23 protein-coding genes are annotated in these 20,396 nt (G+C 39.2%); 2 read left to right on the forward strand and 21 right to left on the reverse strand.

The genetic code is table 11. The features are described from left to right. Positions 1–9: 9 nt before the first annotated feature. Positions 10–648, reverse strand: coding sequence for a TetR/AcrR family transcriptional regulator (locus tag M3183_RS15855; RefSeq protein WP_251471144.1), 639 nt, complete (start codon positions 646–648; stop codon positions 10–12). Between the two features lie 285 nt (positions 649–933). Here M3183_RS15855 and M3183_RS15860 point away from each other — a divergent pair, with 285 nt between their 5' ends. Then, positions 934–1,089 (forward strand): hypothetical protein, encoded by a 156-nt coding sequence (locus tag M3183_RS15860; protein ID WP_251471145.1) that lies wholly within the window; start codon positions 934–936, stop codon positions 1,087–1,089. Between the two features lie 16 nt (positions 1,090–1,105). Here the strand turns inward: M3183_RS15860 and M3183_RS15865 are convergent, their stop codons facing one another. From M3183_RS15865 to M3183_RS15895, 7 genes are all read right to left on the reverse strand, one after another. Next, complete coding sequence (locus M3183_RS15865) at positions 1,106–1,690, reverse strand: DNA-3-methyladenine glycosylase I (protein ID WP_251471146.1); 585 nt, start codon at positions 1,688–1,690, stop codon at positions 1,106–1,108. 208 nt (positions 1,691–1,898) lie between these two features. Continuing rightward, complete coding sequence (locus M3183_RS15870; protein ID WP_251471147.1) at positions 1,899–2,792, reverse strand: LysR family transcriptional regulator; 894 nt, start codon at positions 2,790–2,792, stop codon at positions 1,899–1,901. Between the two features lie 12 nt (positions 2,793–2,804). Next, positions 2,805–3,152 carry a formylglycine-generating enzyme family protein gene (locus M3183_RS15875; RefSeq protein ID WP_251471205.1) on the reverse strand — a complete coding sequence of 116 codons (348 nt, stop codon included), beginning with the start codon at positions 3,150–3,152 and terminating at the stop codon, positions 2,805–2,807. Between the two features lie 77 nt (positions 3,153–3,229). Beyond that, positions 3,230–4,057 (reverse strand): alpha/beta hydrolase family protein, encoded by an 828-nt coding sequence (locus tag M3183_RS15880; RefSeq protein ID WP_251471148.1) that lies wholly within the window; start codon positions 4,055–4,057, stop codon positions 3,230–3,232. 134 nt (positions 4,058–4,191) lie between these two features. Continuing rightward, complete coding sequence (locus M3183_RS15885) at positions 4,192–5,415, reverse strand: CynX/NimT family MFS transporter (protein WP_251471150.1); 1,224 nt, start codon at positions 5,413–5,415, stop codon at positions 4,192–4,194. Positions 5,416–5,657: 242 nt separating this feature from the next. Next, the gene (locus M3183_RS27325; protein ID WP_311315377.1) at positions 5,658–5,795 is read right to left on the reverse strand and encodes a TRAP transporter large permease subunit; all 138 of its coding nucleotides are present in this window, start codon (positions 5,793–5,795) and stop codon (positions 5,658–5,660) included. Positions 5,796–6,828: 1,033 nt separating this feature from the next. Beyond that, positions 6,829–7,530 carry a pirin family protein gene (locus M3183_RS15895; protein WP_251471152.1) on the reverse strand — a complete coding sequence of 234 codons (702 nt, stop codon included), beginning with the start codon at positions 7,528–7,530 and terminating at the stop codon, positions 6,829–6,831. Positions 7,531–8,265: 735 nt separating this feature from the next. Here M3183_RS15895 and M3183_RS15900 point away from each other — a divergent pair. Further along, on the forward strand, positions 8,266–9,015 hold the full coding sequence (locus M3183_RS15900) for a hypothetical protein (protein WP_251471154.1): 750 nt from the start codon (positions 8,266–8,268) through the stop codon (positions 9,013–9,015). A 45-nt stretch (positions 9,016–9,060) separates the two neighbouring features. Here M3183_RS15900 and M3183_RS15905 read toward each other — a convergent pair whose 3' ends face one another. The 13 genes from M3183_RS15905 to M3183_RS15965 form a co-directional block, all read right to left on the reverse strand. Further along, positions 9,061–9,999, reverse strand: a complete 939-nt coding sequence (locus M3183_RS15905; protein WP_251471157.1) for a manganese-dependent inorganic pyrophosphatase — start codon at positions 9,997–9,999, stop codon at positions 9,061–9,063. A 112-nt stretch (positions 10,000–10,111) separates the two neighbouring features. Continuing rightward, positions 10,112–10,441: a PilZ domain-containing protein gene (locus M3183_RS15910; RefSeq protein ID WP_251471158.1), complete on the reverse strand. Its 330-nt coding sequence runs from the start codon at positions 10,439–10,441 to the stop codon at positions 10,112–10,114. A 21-nt stretch (positions 10,442–10,462) separates the two neighbouring features. Next, positions 10,463–11,266: a sigma-70 family RNA polymerase sigma factor gene (locus M3183_RS15915; RefSeq protein WP_251471159.1), complete on the reverse strand. Its 804-nt coding sequence runs from the start codon at positions 11,264–11,266 to the stop codon at positions 10,463–10,465. 29 nt (positions 11,267–11,295) lie between these two features. Beyond that, entirely contained in the window at positions 11,296–11,682 is a 387-nt protein-coding gene (locus M3183_RS15920) for a hypothetical protein (protein WP_251471161.1), read from the reverse strand. Positions 11,683–11,697: 15 nt separating this feature from the next. Further along, positions 11,698–12,585 carry a MinD/ParA family protein gene (locus tag M3183_RS15925; protein ID WP_251471162.1) on the reverse strand — a complete coding sequence of 296 codons (888 nt, stop codon included), beginning with the start codon at positions 12,583–12,585 and terminating at the stop codon, positions 11,698–11,700. Next, entirely contained in the window at positions 12,585–14,000 is a 1,416-nt protein-coding gene (flhF, locus tag M3183_RS15930) for a flagellar biosynthesis protein FlhF (RefSeq protein ID WP_251471163.1), read from the reverse strand. The genes M3183_RS15925 and flhF overlap by 1 nt, the downstream gene beginning before the upstream one ends. Further along, on the reverse strand, positions 13,997–16,033 hold the full coding sequence (gene flhA, locus M3183_RS15935) for a flagellar biosynthesis protein FlhA (protein WP_251471164.1): 2,037 nt from the start codon (positions 16,031–16,033) through the stop codon (positions 13,997–13,999). The genes flhF and flhA overlap by 4 nt, the downstream gene beginning before the upstream one ends. Next, entirely contained in the window at positions 16,030–17,124 is a 1,095-nt protein-coding gene (gene flhB, locus M3183_RS15940; RefSeq protein WP_251471165.1) for a flagellar biosynthesis protein FlhB, read from the reverse strand. Before flhB ends, flhA begins: the two co-directional genes overlap by 4 nt. 2 nt (positions 17,125–17,126) lie before the next feature. Further along, a complete protein-coding gene (fliR, locus tag M3183_RS15945; RefSeq protein ID WP_251471167.1) occupies positions 17,127–17,903 on the reverse strand; it encodes a flagellar biosynthetic protein FliR in 777 nt (258 codons plus the stop codon). Between the two features lie 3 nt (positions 17,904–17,906). Continuing rightward, on the reverse strand, positions 17,907–18,176 hold the full coding sequence (gene fliQ / locus M3183_RS15950) for a flagellar biosynthesis protein FliQ (protein ID WP_251471168.1): 270 nt from the start codon (positions 18,174–18,176) through the stop codon (positions 17,907–17,909). A 13-nt stretch (positions 18,177–18,189) separates the two neighbouring features. Beyond that, entirely contained in the window at positions 18,190–18,888 is a 699-nt protein-coding gene (gene fliP / locus M3183_RS15955; RefSeq protein WP_285880060.1) for a flagellar type III secretion system pore protein FliP, read from the reverse strand. Positions 18,889–18,940: 52 nt separating this feature from the next. Beyond that, positions 18,941–19,501 carry a flagellar biosynthetic protein FliO gene (locus M3183_RS15960; protein WP_251471170.1) on the reverse strand — a complete coding sequence of 187 codons (561 nt, stop codon included), beginning with the start codon at positions 19,499–19,501 and terminating at the stop codon, positions 18,941–18,943. A gap of 26 nt (positions 19,502–19,527) precedes the next feature. Beyond that, a complete protein-coding gene (locus tag M3183_RS15965; protein ID WP_251471172.1) occupies positions 19,528–20,385 on the reverse strand; it encodes a MotE family protein in 858 nt (285 codons plus the stop codon). Between the last annotated feature and the right edge of the window lie 11 nt (positions 20,386–20,396).

Raw genomic sequence — 20,396 nt, forward strand, 5'->3', positions numbered from 1 at the left:
AATGGTTACTTATTTTTCACGTATTTTTTCTAAGATATCAGGCGGGAAAACCATTCGGCAAATGACCTTTGCCATTTCTTGATGGTTTATTGAATTTCCGGTTTGTTCCTCTTTTTCATGCTCATGTTCAACTAATACCATAATAGTCCAGGCAACCATATCTAAATCAAGATCTGTCCAAGTCAGTTCTTTTTCTGCTAATTGTTTTAAACCATATAAGATTCTGGCGTGAATTCGTTTTCTTGCCGTTTTCATCACTTCAGCAAGTTCAATATCCTTTGATACGATTTCAGGTAACACACGGTAAAGTTCGGATTGATGCAGCCGTTTTTCATGTGTCTCTAATAAAGAGGCAATTAATGACTCGGGGTCACTAGAATGCCAATAAGGTTCAGGTGCCAGAAAATTATCGATTTTGTCCTCCATAAGGGACATGAGAAGCTGGCGTTTATCTGAAAAATACCTATAGAAAGTACCTACAGCTACTCTGGCATGGGCAGCAATATCCTTTGCTGTTGTGTGCTCATAGCCTTTTGTAGTAAATAGGATCCTCCCGCTCTCAAGCAATGCATTTCTTTTCTGCTGGGCCCGTTCCTGTCTTGGAATAAATGGAAACTCACCGACCAGCTGATCTTCTCTCTCCGACATGTTTACCACCTCTGGAATCATCTTACCATAAATCTAAAAATTGAACTATAGTTCATGTTTTTATTGACAAACATCTTTTTATCTGTAATACTTGAACTACGGTTCATGTTATGATGTATCCCTTTTAAAATACACCCCTTTCAAATAAAACATAACATGACCGATTTTTTTTATTATTTTTCCCAGAAACCTTTGTGTTAAAGAAGGATATCTATGAATTTTTCCGAATAATATAATGTAACAATTGCTATTTATCTTTCATTCTTTCGAAAGGTGTTGATTTGTATGGCCAATCAAACAGAATCTAAAAAAATATTAGTTAATTCCACTATCCCTTTAAAAGGAATTGTAAAAGCCATTTTCAACGATACCGTTCACGTACAAATCGGAGGAAAAGTGATTCCCATTCCTTCATCTGAATTTGCAATGGAACAAAAATAATAGTAAAAAACGATGTCTAGGTAGAAGACATCGTTTTTTTGTAGCAATAACAAGAAGTGATATGGTCGTTTACCATTCCCGTTGCCTGCATATATGCATAGCAAATCGTGGAACCGACAAATTTGAAACCGCGTTTCTTTAGGTCCTTGCTCATTTGATCACTGATTTCGGACGATGCCGGAACTTCACTATGATCTTTGAAGTGATGCTGCACAGGTTTCCCATCAACAAAAGACCAAATATAATCAGCAAAAGAACCAAGTTCCTCTTGGACCTTCAGAAAGGCTTTCGCATTAGTCACAACGGCATTAATTTTTAGCCTATTCCTCACAATTCCCTCGTTATGTATTAATTCCTCAATCTTTTGCTCATCGTAAAGAGCAATTTTTTCTGCCTCAAATTGATCAAAGGCAGCACGATAATTCTCACGTTTCTTCAAAATGGTGTACCAGCTTAACCCTGCCTGTGCTCCTTCTAGATTTAAATACTCAAACAATTTGCGGTCGTCATACACTGGGACTCCCCATTCATGGTCATGATAATCAATATATAACGGATCCTGATTCACCCACCCGCAGCGTTTGACCTCTTCCTTTTCCATTGCTTGCACCTCACTGCTTCATCTTTAAGACTAAACCCCAGTTTATTTTACATAAGGGCTGTGTTAAAAGATATTGTTGATTTTATAGTCCTGTTGATTGGAACGGAAGGCACGAAGGCTCCCCGAACCGCTTGTACCTAGAGCGGAAATCAACAGCCATATTTAACAGATCCTAATAAAAAAATTCAACTTCATTCATCGGGGGTCTTTACTGCCAGTTAATATGGGATAAATAGTTTCGGAACTGATGAATGGAATCTTTCATAATATAGCCCTTTTTTTGGACAATCCATAAGTCCCTTTTAAAATCGATTCCCTTTATGGTTAAAGCTTTTAATGACCCTTCTTTGATTTCCTTTTCAAGGGTCAGCCTGGATAAAATCGATATCCCCATGTTTTCCTCAACTGCCCTTTTAATCGCCTGGGTACTGCCAAATTCCATATAGATATGAAAAGAAGCATCAATTTGATTTTCCTTCAAAATATCTTCTGCCACAATACGGATGCCGGAATTTTCTTCCCTCCAAATTAACTTTTCAGCCAATACTTCTTCTATCGTTACCATTTCCCGATCATTCCAAATATGGTTGGTAGAACACACAACCACCACTTCATCCTCAGCAAACCTCTTTACCTTATATTCTTCACCTTTTACTTCTCCTTCAACCAATGCAATATCAATCTCATCTTTTCTCAATAGTTCTAGTATCCTAGGGGTGCTTCCAATTTTCAAAGTTACTTCCATTTGCGGGAATTCCTTTTTAAACTTTCCTAGTATATTGGGGAGTAAATATTCTCCAATGGTTAAGGAGGCACCAATATTTAATAAAAAATCATATTTCTCTTTTGAATGATTGATAATGGCCAAGGACTGCATAAAATCATTTACGATTTTTTTAGCTATTGGATAAAGGATTCTCCCGCTATCTGTCAACGTTAGTTTTCCATTATCCCTATCAAATAAAAGTGTGTTATAGACATTTTCCAATTGACGAATTTGCCTCGTTACTGCTGGCTGCGTAAGAAATTTTACTTTAGCTGCTTTATTAATACTACCTTCCTCGACCACGAGGCAAAAGATTTCAAGGTTTTCTATTTTCATTTCATCACCACTCTATGATCCTCCATCAAGATTTTTGGCACATCGGAATCCAAGGTTGCTTGAGGAACTATCAGGAGTATTGGAACTTCTTGCGGACGCTCGATATTGATTACAATATGATTTATGACATAAGCAGGGTCCGCCCCTCATAACGCGGCTGACACCGTGCTTTGAACCAATTGGATTTTTGATTATCTTATCATTAGAATGGTCATTGGTAAACCAATCCGAGCACCATTCCCATACATTGCCGGCGATATTGTAAAGACCAAAGCCACTGGGTGTAAAAGAATTACTGGTGCTGTGGAAAAGTACCCCTTCTCCATGGTTTTGCTTTTGGCGCTGCTTTAACCGGTTTATTACCTCAACTGAAACTAATAATCATGAAAAAAGAGTCCTTTCAACATTGTTCAAAGAAACTCTTTCCCTACTATTCGTTAGTTCTCTTGATTAATAATTGAAAGTATAGATTCAAATACCACTGACCATTCCTCTGTATCCGGGTCAATTAGTTTAAAGTGTTCGGAATAAGGAAGTGCCTTCAGCCTTACATGATCGCCTGCAGATTTTGCTGCTTTTGCAAAACTTTCACTGATGCCGATGGGTACATTGATATCCAGTGAACCATGAATTAGATCCATTGGAACCCCGATTGGCAGCAGTTCAATGGGAGAACCTTCATGATACCTGAATGGAACATCTTCCATTGTACCGCCCATTAGATCTCGAGTTGGATTATCACTGATCTTACTTATTTTTTCCCTTAGTTGATGAACTTCACACATAAGGGCTAAATCATTAACTCCCGCTAGACTGATCACACCTTTAATCGGTAATGGATTTTCAAAATTGCCCAAGATACTTTCTTTCGGAAGCCTGTGCCTTGCTGCTGCCCATAATGCCAGATGTCCGCCAGCAGAATGTCCAATGGTCACGACACGGCTTAAATCAAGCGGATAATTTTCTGATAAAGTCCGGACAAATTCAACTGCACTGGAAACATCCTGAAAAGTACCAGGCCATCCTCCTCCTTCTTGACCGACCCGCCGATATTCAATATTCCAAACCGCAATCCCCATTGCGGTTAAACTTTCAGCAAAGGGGTTCATCAGATTCAATGATAAACCTGCCCTCCAAAAACCTCCATGTATCACAATCGCAACAGGGAACGGCCCTTCTCCCTCTGGAATCCTTAAGTCTCCAAATTGATTTTCATTACTGCCATAAGATATTCTTTTAAAATCTCTTTCTTCTGAAACATCCATTGTCATCTACCTCTTTTTCCAAGTAATACTTGATAATAGGTTAATTTTATCATCTTCCATATAATCAGATTAACATATTCTCTGAAAAACATTAACATTTAGAAAACTATATAACAAAAAACCCCTTGTCTGATTTAGTTAACAGTCGTCCCATCCAGCTTTTTTGAAAAAATATATTGATTTTGACTCGCCCCTAGGCCTGCCATCACCATTAAACAAGTTAAAATTAAACAAATAGTTAAAGGTATAGTCCAAGAATGATAGAGATCAAATATGATTCCCATTAAAAATGGACCAATTGCTGCCATTAAATATCCGATTGACTGAGCCATCCCGGACAAATTTGAAGCCTCTTGAACATTGGCTGTTCTCAACGTAATTAAAGTAAGTGACAAGCTGATAGCCGCTCCTTGACCAGCACCAAAACAAATAATTCCTATCGTGATGAAAAAAATATTTCCACCAGCCAAAAGGAGGGAAAAACCAATTAAATCAATAATGCCTATAAATAGAACAATTCCCCTTTGATCTTTAAACCGGTCTGCAATAATCGGTATCAAAAACATGGTGGGAAGCCCTAATATTTGGACAAGTGATAACATCCATCCTCCAACAGATTTTGAATATCCTAAACTTGTAATAATCTCTGGGAGCCAGGCAACCATACAAAAAAATAACAAAGATTGGATCCCCATAAACAGCGTTACTTTCCACGCAATCGGTGATTTATAAATCATTCCTTTTGATGGCTGTTTTACAAATTTAACTGAATGATCTTTATTAAATAGTTGAAAAAGCCAGCAAAGAACTGCAATAAAAGATAAAACGGCCCAAATACTTAAAGAAAACTTCCAATTTGAAAATGTTGCAATTGGATAACTTACCCCTGATGCAATCCCGGCACTTAATCCCATTGATAATGTATAGCCCCCGGTCATGAGTCCCGTTTTATCAGGAAAATATTCCTTCACAATTCCAGGCAGCAGCACATTGCAAAAAGCAATGCCAACTCCAAGTAATGCTGTACCCAAAAATAAATTGATTAGGATCCCTGTAGACCGAATCACAATTCCGATTGTGAGCAGCAGCATACCAAAAAACATTGCCCTTGAATGACCCATTTTTAGTCCTAATTTTGGAGCAAGAGGTGAAATAGCAGCAAACGCTATTAATGGCAAAGTGGTCAGCATCCCTGCAGTTCCATTGGAAATTCCCATTTCATTTCGGATAAAGGTAATCACTGGACCCACAGATGCAATCGATGCACGTAAATTAAGTGCAGCTAAAATGATTCCACTAATAATCAGCCATCTCTTTTTTGAGGATGGCATATTTAAAAAGTAATTCTTAATGTTCATAAAAAGTCTCCTCATATCTGTGATTCTATTTCTGCCCATGAAAGTAAAAACGAATGAGGAACTCCCCCACTCGTTTTTTCCACTTATTCAAACCTATTTTTTTACTTATGATGACCCCAATATACTTAGAATCAAGTAATACTTGGTATATAGGTGATCAGAATCAGTGCAACAACCGCCACTTAGCTAGACGTTCTATTTTTATTTCGCTTATAGAGCGATGCGATAAATAGTGCGATTCCTCACAGCGGTGTACTAAATTCCTTTTTAAAACCCTCTTTTTCAAATGCTGGTACCATTACCTTGCTCATCATAGCGGTTTGAGCATTTGCAGACCCTAAAATGGTTTCCAAAAACATATTTGTCACAATAATTAACATATGCCAAACCACCACGAAAATGACCTAGAAACACTTTTTAAAACTGAAAATATCACTATATTGTTGTATATAAAGTATAATATCAACATTAACGAGCGTCAATTAAAATATTCTAAATATTAGGAAATTATTTGATAAACAAAAGTATTAAATAATATAAATTTCAAAAAAGTGAAGACCTAGCTTTGCTCCTGAATTCCATTTTTCCTTTTCAACTTCGTTTTACTTGATAAGTTATTATCCCTACAGTTCTTTATTTTTAATTTTCAAATTTGAAATTGTTTAACATACTTGTTCGATACAATTGAATCCTATCCAATTTTCCTGTCAATTGATTCTATAATATTAGGAATATAAAAAAAGGCCGTCCCCAAAAAGTAAGTAGTTCCGATAATGTGGAGAATATCTAAGAATTCGTTGCATGAATAACAAGTAATTAACAATATAACTAGCACACAAAAAAGCTTGGGATTTTTATCTTTAATATGGAGAGGTTGTACAAGTCGTTAAATGCTAAGGCAAGTTTGATAAATAGGCGGAGAAATTTCCCTTAAGTAACAAAAAACACTGAAAATAGCTAAAATAGACGGAGGGTTTCCGCCTATTGACTCAAAAAATGTGAAAATAGGTAATTTTGCTTTGGATAAGCGGAAAACCTCCCCTTATATTCCCCGAAACGAGCTCCATTCTGCATATAGCGGAAAAATCTCCGCTTATTTTACCTTCGCCGGTTACCCAATTATGGACTACTTATGTTTCAAAAAAACCAAGTGAACCTCAGTAAAAAACAACCTAGCTAATTGCATAGGAATTAACAAGTAATTAGCTCATTGACAACAACTATTGTCAATATGTTTTTTAGGCTGCGATTTTGCTGGCTAATTAAAGTGGTTATAGCTCTTGGTGGTTGATAAATAAGAGGAAAATAGGAGACAAAATCGTATGTGACTTTGTCTCCTATTTAACATGCTGTTTGGTATGCTTGTCCACCGAAACGGAACTACTTACCCAAAAAGGAACAACCTAAATTTGTTTAGTCTATTTTTTTCATTTCCAAGATTACTGCATGAGTCTTTTCGTTCGCTTTAATCAGAATGTCTTCCCCGACAATCTCCATTGCATCTCTTGTTCCAAGTTCGATATCATTCACGCTTGAGTTTCCCTCGACCTGAACCATGTAGGCTTGTCTTCCTTCTGCAACCGGAAAACTGATTTCTTTCCCTTTATCAAGTTCAAGTGAATAGATATTGGCATCCTGATTTATTTTTATTGGCGCATTTCCTTCTTTATTTGATACCATATGAAGCCATTTGTTATGGCGGTCATCCCAGTTAAATCGGTAGTCACCATAGTTTGGAGTGTAGCCATTCTTATCTGGGATAATCCAGATTTGTAAAAATCTAAGTGCTTGATCCCCCAAGTTTTGTTCACTATGAAATACTCCTGTTCCAGCACTCATATATTGAACATGTCCGCGGCTAATAGTGCTTTTATTCCCCATGCTGTCCCCATGTGTAAGCTCGCCTTCCACCACATAAGAAATAATTTCCATGTTTTGGTGTGGATGAAGATCAAAACCGGTTCCCGGAGCAATCATATCATCATTTATTACCCGGAGCATCCCAAAATTAATGTTTTTTGGATTATAATATTCCGCAAATGAAAAGTGGAACACACTTTTTAACCATCCTAAATTACTTCTGCCCATGTTTTTATTATCTAATTTTCGTAACATCTCTATCTCTCCTTCATTAAATCTCAATCGTTATTATCTCGAATTCAAGATAATGATATACCTTTTACTTGTTTTTGTCAAAATGAAAAAGAAAAGTTTCTTATTATTGTTATGCAGCTGGTTGCCAACACCTGCGGAAATAATGGACCATGTTTCTTTTTACCATTAACCCCGCTGTTTCTTCCTGACGGGCAATAGAACACAGGCCTTTTTACCGCCAGCCTCTTTTTTCTTCTCTGGCGGGCAATAGATACGGTTTCTTTTTACCGTTACCCTCTTTCTTCTCCTCTAGCGGGTAATAGAAACGGTTTCTTTTTACCGTTACCCTCTTCTTTCTTCTCTAGCGGGCAATAGATACGGTTTCTTCTTACCGTCAGCCTCCTTTTTCTTCTCTAGCGGGCAATAGATACGGTTTCTTCTTACCATTAGCCTCCTTTTTCTTCTCTAGCGGGCAATAGAACCTGCTCCTTTTTACCGCCACCCTTCTTTTTCCTCTTGGTCATGCAATAGAACCAAAACCCATTCCTTTTCCATCTCATCCTGAAATTTACATCTGGATGCGTTATATAACTCGTCTTTTTACCGCCGTCTCTCACAAACAGCAATAGTACATGTTTTCCATAACACTTCCATTCAAACCCAGTATCTCAAAAACACGCCAAAGCCCAATATTGTCCCCTCCTCCATATGTTACGCATAAACTAACAAAAAAACTAAAAAAGGAGTGGAGTGTGATTGGGCTTATACATGAATAAAAGACAAAACCCTGGTTTATATAAAAACAACAAATCCATCCAGGAACCAAATCAAGCCTACTCAAGACGGGATTTTCTGACTGAAATAATGAAAGAGCAAGAGCAGGCCAATGCAGCATTAAAACATTCATTAGCGGAATTAAAGTCCCGTACCATGACGCAAGAAAAAAGCCACCTGCAACAGTGGAATCAAGTAGATCAGCAATTAACCGAATTAAGAAAAAATAACCTGGAGCAAAAGGATTTTGAACAACAGATTATCCAATTTTTACAAACTCTAAAGGAGAAAAATATACACTTTGAGAAAGCTTTGGAAGATGAGGCATTGATAAAGGAAAATATGCTGGAAAAAGTGAATGAGCTTTCAGAAAGCCTGCAGGAAATGAAGCAGCGGCTGGAAGTGCAAGACAAAACCAACCAGCAAATGACGAAGCAAATAGACGAACAGTTAGAAATTCAAAAGAATACAGCAGCTAAGCAAGAGGAGTTTCAGGGTGAAGTCCTGCAAAGACTGGACAATCAAGAAGCATTAACAGAGAAAATGCTCAGGCAGCTGAATCATATTCGTTCCATTATCTTTGAGAGGACAAACTTTTTGGCTTCTAAAATTGAAGACGGCTATAAATTAACTTCTTCCTATGTTTACAAACTAATGACAGGCTCTGAACAGCCGCTCACTTTTTTCATGCTCAATCAAAAAAAGGAAGAAGATCAGAAAAAAGCGGAATAAACAAAAATGTCCATGCCGGCTAATGACATGGACATTTTTTTATTATTAGATTTCTACTGTTTTAAAAACATCTGTTAATACAGGAACAATTTGTTTCTTACGAGAAACGACACCTTTTAATGTAGCTGTATTCTCGGTTAATGTTACATTATAAGCTCTTTCTACTGCAGCAGCTTTTCCGCCAAGTGCAAGGGCGACTGAATCGTTTGTTAAAATATCTGTAATCACGAATAAGAACAAGTCTAAGTTCTTTTCAGCCACTTTTTTATTGATAGCTTCTTCTATTTCTGCTTTGCGTACAAGAACATCAGATGGGTCAACAGTGTTTACTTGAGCGATCTCAACTTTAGCTGAACCCATTTCAAATCCTTTAGCATCAAGAGTCAATAGCTCTTCAACTGTTTTGCTGCTAACATCCGCACCTGCTTTTAACATTTCCAGGCCGTATACATTAGCATCTACCCCAGCGATTTCTGCTAATTCTTGGGCAGCAGCCACATCCTCATGAGTGCAAGTTGGTGATTTAAACAGCAAGGAATCAGAAATAATTGCTGAAAGCATGAGTCCGGCGATTTCTTTACTGATTGTTTTGCCATTTTCTTTGTACATTTTATTTAAAATAGTCGCCGTACAGCCAACAGGCTCACAGCGGTAATAAAGAGGGTCGCTTGTTTCAAAGTTTGCAATACGGTGATGGTCAATAACCTCTAAAATACGTACGTCTGCAATATCATCCGCACTTTGCTGGCGCTCATTATGGTCAACCAGGATAACAGATTTTACTTCATCTGTCACTTTCTCAACTAAACGTGGTGCTTCTGCCTTGAATGTGTCAAGTGCATATTGTGTCTCAGCATTAACCTGGCCAAGACGAACAGGCTCTACATTTAATCCTAATTGTTTTTTCAAGTCTGCATAGGCAAGTGCCGAACAGATGGAGTCTGTGTCAGGGTTCTTATGTCCAAAAATAAATACTTTTTCCATGTTACTACTCCCAATCCTTTTAAAGTATGAAGGTCATAGATAATTGTAAAAAATGACCCTATTGGAAATTATATATGATAATGCTAAAGGTTTCAAAAAAAATATTAAAAAATCATTCTTGATTTGGCATGTTTGGGTGATAGTCAAAGTTAAATTGAATAGAAAACTGGAACCATTCTTTTGTTAATTGCTTTTTCCTAATTATTTTTCCAAACAACAACAATTCTTTATTGAGAATGGTAGTTTTGATTTTGTACAGTTCAATATAATTTACAAAAAACGCATCTTCACACACAAATTTAAGACCGCCAGCGCTCATATCAAGGATCCAGATTGTTTTCTTTGCATGACCAGTGTATGGAATTGTCGGTTCAATGGAACCCTCAACAGGTTTTTTAAAGATAAATCGTTTAAATTCCCGTTGTTCAAAGTTATGGTCCAAACTATTCACCGCCTGTCCGTTCTATACAAATGAATGAAATGAAAAACCCATATTTTCAAATTTTCTGCGCAAACGGACAATCGCTTTGGAATGGATTTGCGAGATTCTTCCTTTTGTAAGGTTCAGTACTTCTGCTATTTCCACCTGTGTTAGGCCTTCATAATATAGCAGGGTGAGAACCAGTTTTTCATTTTTGGGCATCTCATCAATGCATTCCGCCATGATTTTTTTAAATTCAGCCATTTGGATCTGCTGTTCCTGGGATTCCATATGCTCATCTCGAATATAATCCAGACGGCTCTGCTGTTTGCTGTCATCCTCCATATCATTCATTGGTTCATCCAAGGAAAGCAATGTAGAGAAAGACAATGCTGACATCGTCTGGTCCACTTCTTCCACCGGCATATCCAAATAGGACGCTAGTTCTTCTTCTGTCGGCGATCTTAATAAGGTTTGCTCCAAGTCACGAAATGCACCATTTAATTTCTTAACCTTTTCCCTTAAACCGCGCGGAATCCAGTCCATTTTGCGAACCCCGTCCAGCATGGCCCCCTTGATTCGCCATAAACCAAATGTTTCAAATTGATATCCCTTGGTATAATCAAAATTTTTAACGGCCTCTATTAAACCAATAAAGCCTAACCCCATTAAATCTTCCTTCGGGATAATACGCTGCGGGATGGTCAGACTAAGCCGATTGGCCATTCGTTCAACTAAATACATATATTGCTTTACCAATTTTTCCTGGACAGCCAAATCATTTGTGGTTTGATATTTGCTCCAAAGCTGATGGTTCAAATTGGATTCATTCAGTACTGGTTTCACCGTTTATCCCTCCTTGCAATAGGGTTATGTTATTGGGGAAGATTTTCATCCTTCCTATTATGTAAAGCATTTAAAGAAATGGCTTGGAAGGCAGAATCGTCTGTTGTGCCGCTCCCAGCTGTACTATTTTCTTCCGTAAAGGCTGATGGTTTCACTGGCTGCTGCTTTTCCGTCTTGCTGGACTGCTGCCTTTTTACCTTTGAAGAAGATGGGCCATTTTGATTTTCTGCATTTTTGTTTAAATCCATTTGATGCAGCATCCATCTGACGAAATAGCTCAATACAAAGAAAATAGCAAATCCGGTTAATGCCCTGAACAAGGAAGTGAGCCATGTATTATTTTCCATAGATAAAATAAAGCTAAAAATAAAGGCAATGAACCCCAAAAAGGCATTCAGCTTCCATGTTCCAAACATCAGGACCACCCTTTCCTAAGATTTTCTTAAAAACAGGATTTTCTCAAAGAATCCTCTAATGCCTTTAATAGGAGAAGATGGATTCCCTTCCATATCCGGTAAAAATGTATACATAATTTGTTTAATATTTTTCGATGCTTCACAATTTGGATAGGATAGATAGAATGGGGTCTGCGACCTGACAGCCTTTCCCACATGCTCATCCTCCATAAGGAAACCAAGTGTATTCAAATTCATTTTTAAAAAGACACTGCTTGCATTTTTTAATGCCCTTGAGGTATCTACAGCTTCCCGGTATGTTTTGGCCCGATTCACTACCAGCCGGAATTTCGGGGGCTGTACGGTAAATTGATGGACAGCTTTCATAACGGAATAGGCATCAGCAATAGATGTCGGCTCTGGTGTGGTCACCATAATCGTTTCATCAGATGCTAAAATAAAATCGACCAGCATTTTCGAAATCCCCGCACCCGTATCCAGCAAGATAAAATCGGCATACGAATTTAGCTCCTGAATTTGATTCATGAAAAATATCAGTTTCTTTTGGTCTAATTTCATAAGTTCTTGTATATCTAACCCGCCGGCAATGTAATCAATTCCGCCAATACCTTTTTCAATGCAGTCAAATAGATATTTCTTCTGGTACATGACATCAGCCAAACTTCCTTTTAATTTGGCTGTTGCCCCCATCAGAATATCGATATTAGCAGTAGATAAATCCAAATCCAAAATCACGACTTTCTTCCCTGCCTCTTTCAATGCCAGTGCAAAGTTAAGCGTGAAATTGGATTTTCCTACCCCGCCTTTTCCGCTTGTAATGGTAATCATCCTTGAAGGCTGTTTCTTCTCCTCTTGGACATGATGGCGGTTCATAAATTCCCTAAGTCTCTGTGCCTGGTCCATTACCTATCATCTCCTGCTATGGAATGAGCAAGGAGGCCTGCGTCAATGAATGTAATATCTTCTGGAACACTTTGTCCATTGGTGATATACACCATTTCATATGGGTATTGAAAAGCAATGTTTAAGATCGTGCCATAGCTGGTTGTCTCATCAAACTTTGTTAAAATTAACTTATTAACTGGACTGTCTAAAAACTCATTCAAGATTAATGTAAGATCTTCATATTTCGTTGTCAGACTTAACGCTAAATAATGATCACTTTTTAAAGGGTACGTCAGAAATTCCCTGACCGATTCCCGGTTTTTCTCATCCTTGAAATTCCGTCCGGTTGTATCCATATAAATCAGGTCAAAATGCTTCAATTTCTCAATCGCCTGATCTAATTCCTCTCTTGAATGGGCAACCTCAATCGGAACATTTAATATACCTGCATAGGTTTTCAATTGTTCTACCGCAGCGATTCGGTATACATCCGTCGTAATCATCGCCACACGGCGTTTTTGTTTTAAAATTTGTTCTGTTGCCAGCTTGGCAATCGACGTGGTTTTTCCAACCCCTGTCGGACCAATGATATTAATCATGCGAATGTCTTCCGGCAGTACATTAGATTTCGGAACTCGCTTTTCTATCATTCCTTGTACAATCGCGATGATCTCTTTTTCTATATCCTCTTCAGCTGCTGCCTCAAGTGAGCCAAACTGGTTTGTGATAGTATTGATGGTATTCATGACGATATATTCTAGTACTTCATCTGCCACTCCCTGCTTCTTTAGGCGATTGGTCCATTTGGACAGACGGGCTGATGGACCGCTTTCCTGCTTTTCACCTGTCATAAAAGTCATCATCATATTCCTCAGGCTTTTGATCTCATCTAGCAGCGGATTTTCAGGTTCAGCTGCTGGTTTAACCGAAACGGATTCGGTTTTCACCTTTTCAGCAGGATGGGAATAGAGTTGATACAGCATTTGCGGTTTTTTATGAAAAACAGAACTCTTTGAATCAAAATTCCCCTCACCAACAAATGTATCAAAACCTTCTGCATGCTGGTTTTGATCCTCGCTGCTGTGATCTCCATAAACATGGAGGTGATTTCTTTTCACCAGCACGTTTTCAATCAGCTTTGCTTTCGTTTCATTTGAAAATTCAAGCTCTTCCTCTTCTGGACTGACAGGATTGGATTGGCCTTTTTCAACGGGACGGATTTTCTCCTTTATAGCAGCTTCTCTTTCAGGCTGCGGGGCTTCTTTTTCCATCGAATAAGCTGTAACCTCAAATTTTTGTTTGGCAAAAAAGCCAAATAATCCGCCTGATTTAATGGCCCTGGTATTGACAATGATGGCATTGTCGCCTAATTGCTGCCGGACCATTTTTAAAGCTAGAGGGATGGAATCCGCTACGATTTTTTTGGTTTTCATATGTTCACCACTCCGATACTTTGAATCTCAATATCAGGCTCCAGTTCAGTAAAGCTGAGAACAGGCACTGTAGGCATAATTTTATCAACAAATTGCTTTAAATACATTCGTATATTTGGTGACGTAAGGAAAATCGGCTGGGAGCCCGCTTTCATGACCCTCTCGATTTCTCCCCTTAATTCTTCCGTAATTCTGCGGGACAATTGCGGGTCCATAGATAGATAGTATCCCCCTGCTTCTGTCTGCTGAAGGCTGTCAGAAATTCCTTTTTCAAGCGTCGCACCTGCCGTCAGGACTTGAATAACCCCATTGTCTGCATATTGCTCGGTAATCTGCCGTGTTAACGATTGCCGTACATATTCTGTTAGAATTCTAGGATCCTTTGTATAAACGGCATAATCCGCCAATGTTTCAAAAATGACAGCTAAATCGCGGATTGATATTTGTTCACGCAGCAAGTTTTGCAGCACTTTTTGAATATCCCCGACAGTTAACAGATTGGGTACCAATTCGTTCACTAGATTTGGATGTGTTTCTTTTAGGTTATCAATTAATTCCTGTGTTTCTTCGCGGTGGAGCAGTTCGTGGGCATATTGTTTCAACACCTCTGTTAAATGGGTGGCAATAACTGAAGGCGGGTCAACCATCATATAGCCCATTAACTCTGCTTTTTGTTTTTCTTCAGGTGTCACCCAGACAGCCGGAAGGCCGAATGCCGGCTCAATAACCTGAATTCCATTAATAGCCCCGGCATCCGCACCTTGTGTCATGGCAAGAAAATGATCCAAATAAACTTCCCCTAAGGCTATTTTGCTGCCGCGGAATTTCAGTACATATTGGTTTGCAGACAATTGCAGGTTATCGCGGATTCTGATTGTCGGAATGATAAGACCAAGTTCCAGCGCAAACTGCCGGCGGATCATGACAATCCGGTCTAAAATATCCCCGCCCTGCTTTTGATCAGCTAATGGAATCAAACCATAGCCAATCTCCAGTTCCAATGGATCCAGCTGAAGCAGATTAATGACTTTTTCCGGACTGCGGATATCGTCTTCCATTTCCGCTGCTATTTCATTTTGTTCGTTGAGCAGTTCCTCTTTTTTGACCGCCTTTCTGATTGACAGCCCGCCAAAGATCAGCAGACCAGCCACCGGTACAGTGAGCATCAGGCCAATCGGTGTCAACAGACCAAAAATCATAATCGTTCCCGCCACAATGAACAGCAGTTTAGGATAGCTGAATACTTGTTGAATGATATCAGTACCGAGATTGCCGTCAGAGGCCGCACGGGTGACGGTGATACCTGTTGCAGTTGAAATTAATAATGCCGGTACCTGGCTGACCAATCCGTCCCCTACTGATAAAAGGGTGAAGGTGCTCGCCGATTCAGCAAAGCCCATCCCGTGGATGACCATTCCGATAATAAAACCGCCGATCACGTTAATCAAAAGAATGACAATACCGGCAATCGCATCCCCTTTAACAAATTTACTGGCACCATCCATTGCCCCGTAAAAGTCTGCTTCCTGTTCAATCTTCTGACGGCGCGTCCTGGCATCCTGCTCACTGATTAATCCTGCATTCATATCAGCATCAATACTCATTTGCTTACCAGGCATGGCATCGAGGGTGAAACGTGCGGCCACTTCAGCTACCCTTTCCGATCCCTTTGTAATAACAATGAACTGAATCACTACAAGAATTAAAAAGACAACAAAACCAACAACCGGACTGCCGCCGATGACAAAGGAGCCGAATGTCTCAATCACTTGTCCGCCGTCTGCTTTTGAAAGAATGGAACGAGTGGTCGATACATTCAGCGCCAGCCGGAATAGTGTAGTCAACAATAAGGCAGTAGGAAAAATAGAAAATTCCAATGCTTCCTTTGTATTCATCGCAACGAGCAAGATTAATAGAGAAATCGATATATTGCATATTAATAGAAAATCCAGCAGGATCGTTGGAAGCGGGATGATCATCATAGCGACAATCAAAATTACGACGATTAAAATTGATATATCTTTTGCCTTCATGTCATCATCCCCTTATATCGTCCTTCTTGATAGTACACATACGCCAAAACTTCCCCGACCGCATTGAACAGCTCCTCAGGAATAGCTTCACCGATTTCGACCGATGCAAACAATGCCCGTGCAAGCGGCCGGTTCTCCACCATCATAATTTTATGCTGTTTCGCAATCTCTTTTATTTTTAATGCAAGATAATCCTGCCCTTTTGCTATGACCTGAGGCGCATCCATTGTGTTAAAATCATAGCGGATGGCCACAGCGAAATGGGTAGGGTTGGTAATCACAACATCTGCTTTCGGCACTTCCCGAATCATCTGATTCATGGCCATCTGCCGCTGAATAGCCCGTCTTTTCCCCTTAATCACAGGATCTCCTTCTGTTTTCTTATATTCATCCTTGATTTCCTGTTTTGACATCCGAATCTTCTTTTCAAAGCTGAATTTTTGATAGATAAAGTCTCCCGCTGCCAACACTAAAAGGGAAGCCGAAGCTGCGATTCCAATTTGAATGATCATGGAACCTACAAATCTCGAGGCACTCCATAAATCTTTTTCACCTATTGTGAGAAACTCATTTTTCCTGCTCCAAATCACCATAAAAACAACTACCCCGATGATAAGGATTTTTAAAATAGACTTGACCAATTCCACAATCGATCTGAATGAAAATAAGCGTTTTATGCCCTGAATCGGATCCAGTTTTTTAAAATCCACTTTTAGCAGGGAAAAATTAAACATAAATCCTACCTGCATGAGGTTTGCAGCAATCCCTACTATCATGACAATGAGCAGAATAGGGGCCACTAATTTAACCGAATCGATGACTAATTGATTGAAAAGGAGCTTTGTGCTTTCAATCGATAAATCCCATAGTAAATATTCTCGAAAACTATGACGATAAATATCAAGACACCCTTCTATAAAACTCTTTCCCAAAATGAGAAAGCCAGAAAAAGCAAATAATAATGTTAGAGCGGTTGAAATCTCCTGGCTTTTGGCAATCTGCCCTTTTTTTCGAACCTCGCGCCGTTTAGCGGGCGTTGCCTTTTCCGTTTTTTCACCGGAAAATAATTGTAAATCTAAACGAAGCAGCATGGTTACGCCCCCATTATTTTCAATATGGCAGACATAGCGTCGAACATATTTTCAAACAAAATTTTTAATAGATAGAAAAAACTGGGTAAAATAACGATATATAAAATAAAATGCAATAAAATCTTAAGCGGTGGTGCAACGGAAAAAAAATTCATCTGCGGCACCGTCTTGGCCAAAATCCCCATGGCCGCATCTGTCAGAAACATAGCACCTAGTATGGGAGCAGCCATCATAAAACCAATCATAAACATCTGCTTTAGACACTCTAATAGGAATAAAGACAATCGCCCATCAGTAAAAGCCGGAACAGTTTGATCTAATGGAATCCAATCGAAACTGGCCATAACTCCCTGAATCAGCATATGATGTCCATTTACAGCCAGTAAAACCAAAATCGCGAGAATATTTTTAAAGCGTCCGGTCAGCTGGCTCGTCGTCCCAAAGTTCGGGTCAAATAAACTAGCCATTGAAAAACCAATTTGCATATCCAAAATAGAGCCCGCTAATTGTACGGAATTCAACAAAATATTAGCCGCCAGTCCAAGCACAATTCCAACAAGAAATTCTTTCAAAATTAATATCATAATCGTTCCCTGCGGCAGTGCTGCAATGGGTTCTTTCACCATTCCTACACATAGAATGCCAAGAATAGCGCTAAAACCAATTTTATAGGCTGTTGGTATTTGCCGGCCCGAAAATATAGGGACTGACACCATAAAAGAAGTGATTCGAACAAATATTAACAGAAAACTCCACCAGTAAGCAGTGTCCAATATCATCACCTACCCCACAAATTGAGACAGATTTCCCAATAAGTGTTCAGTGAAATCTACTACATGCCTTAGCATCCAGGCGCCAAAGAAAAGGATTGTCAAAAAAACAGCAACAATCTTTGGTATAAATGCCAGTGTCTGCTCTTGAATCTGGGTTGCTGCTTGAAAGATACTAACCAATAACCCTACTGCCAGGGCAACCCCTGCAACCGGTGCAATGACGATAAGGATGGTATAAATTGCTTCCTGGGCATACCGTAAAATCATTTCTGTAGTCATTTCTCGTCACTCCTTAAAAGCTCTTTAGCAATGATTCCACAATTAAATGCCAGCCATCGACAAGGACAAATAATAAAATTTTAAATGGCAGGGAAATCATCACCGGCGGCAGCATCATCATCCCCATCGACATCAGGACACTGGAAACAATCATGTCTATGACCAGGAAGGGAATAAAAATCATAAAGCCCATTTGAAAGGCTGTTTTTAATTCACTGATTGCATATGCCGGAACCAGTGCTCTTAACGGAATATCTTGGACAGATTTAGGCTGTTTCATCTTGGCATAGTTCATAAACAGAGCTAAATCCTTCTCCCGGGTACTTTTTGCCATAAACTCCTTTATCGGCCCGCTTGCTTCTTTAAAGGCCTGCTCCTGGGTCATTTTTCCGTCCATAAACGGCTGGAGTGCATGGTCATTAATTTGCGTGAAGGTCGGCCCCATGACAAAAAAAGTCATGAACAATGCCAGGCCGATTAACACTTGATTGGGCGGTATTTGCTGGGTGCCGAGGGCATTCCGGACAAATCCTAAAACGACTACGATTCTCGTAAAACATGTCATTAGGACAAGAATGGCAGGTGCAATCGATAATACGGTTATTAAAAGAATAATCCGAACCGTATTTGACACTTTGTCAGGATCATTGGACCCTAAATCAAGTCCGGGCAAAATAGTATTTGCCGAACCTGCTGCATGTGCAGCCGTCATAACCCCCAATGTTAGAAGAGGTACAAGGAATGCTACCTTACGATACATATCCCTACTCCTCTCTATGATCTTTCTTTAGGTTTTGTAAATGTTTTTGAAAAACAGAATTCCACAATTTTTTTGTATCCTCCGGGAGCCATTTTACCTGCCCTGTTTCTTCCTGTGTTTCGAGGCTTTCCAGCAGGTGCTGATACTCTTCACCTTGTGTAATGGTTCGTAAAAGAGTAATCGTTTCTCCCACACCGACAATATAGATGGTGTTTCCAATCAATAAAATTTTTAATGAACGATTATTTCCAAGGGTGTAGTCACCTAAAGGGATGATTGGACCGCTCGCCGGCAGCTGCCGGTTACGTTTTGAAAGAAAGCGTAATAAGACAAACAATAGAAAAATCACAAACGCAAATGAAATGATAAATTTAATAAATAAGGAGAAAATAGAAGATCCACTATCTTCGACATTATTCGATTTCGGTGAGGACGTCTGGTCACCTTTTTGGATAGTGTCATAGACGGAAGGTTCGCCGGCAGCTGTAAGCCCTGCGGCAAATGAAGAAGGCTGATATGAAAAAAGATAAAAAATAATCGCAAATAACATCATGATGTGTTTCATGGTTTTCTCCTTCCCTGGAGTCAATTCTATTTCTCTAGGCTTACTGTGATATCTGCAGCCAGTCCCGCATCCTTTTTGGCTATTTCGGTTAAAATTTGCGAACGGCTCGCTGTGTTCATGTCTTTCATTAAAGTTAAAGCGGTTTGAGCATTTGTTTTCATCATCGATTTCATCAGTTCAGCTGACTGTGCAGGCGGAATCTGAGCAATCGTTTCTGCTATCGTTTCCGTTGGATTCTGTTCAGTTTGAAGAACCTTTTGTAATTCCTCTTTCATTACATTCATATCCGTGGTTTGAATCGTTCCCATACTTTTTAACAGTGACGTTATTTTGGCAGCACGGTTAGTGTCCTTCATACTTCCCATGATACTGCTTTGCTGATCCTCATCGAGCATCGAGATGGTAATCGCTGCATCCTCCAATGTCATTGCATCCATGATGGCAGCTGCTTTTGAAGGTGTCATATTATCATAGATAGCAGCAATCTTTTTGGCCTGAACTTGATTTTTTTGGTCTGTATTTGCTTGCAATTGGGATTGCAATTCTTCGTTGTTCTTTTTTAAATCGTCTAACTCTTGTTTATTCGAATCTATTTCTTTGTTTAAAGCATCTAATTTATTATTGGCATCCTTTAATGCGGCATTGCTTTTGCTATATTGTTGTTTCCAATAATCAGACCCGTTGTTATCTTTCGCTTCAACCGGAGCAGGATCTGGAAGAACCGCACTTATAACCGGCAGTTTATTCCCAAAATCTTTGGCTGACTGCCACACAGGGAATCCCAGCCAGTTGAAAATAAACATGCCGAAAAGACACATCCCCAGTAATGGAAAAAATACAAAATAAATAAACGACCGTAGTTTTCCATGTTCCTTCTCTTCCATTACACTTCGCT

It is taken from the genome of Neobacillus mesonae (assembly GCF_023715155.1).
Classification (GTDB): Bacteria; Bacillota; Bacilli; order Bacillales; family Cytobacillaceae; genus Neobacillus; species Neobacillus mesonae_A.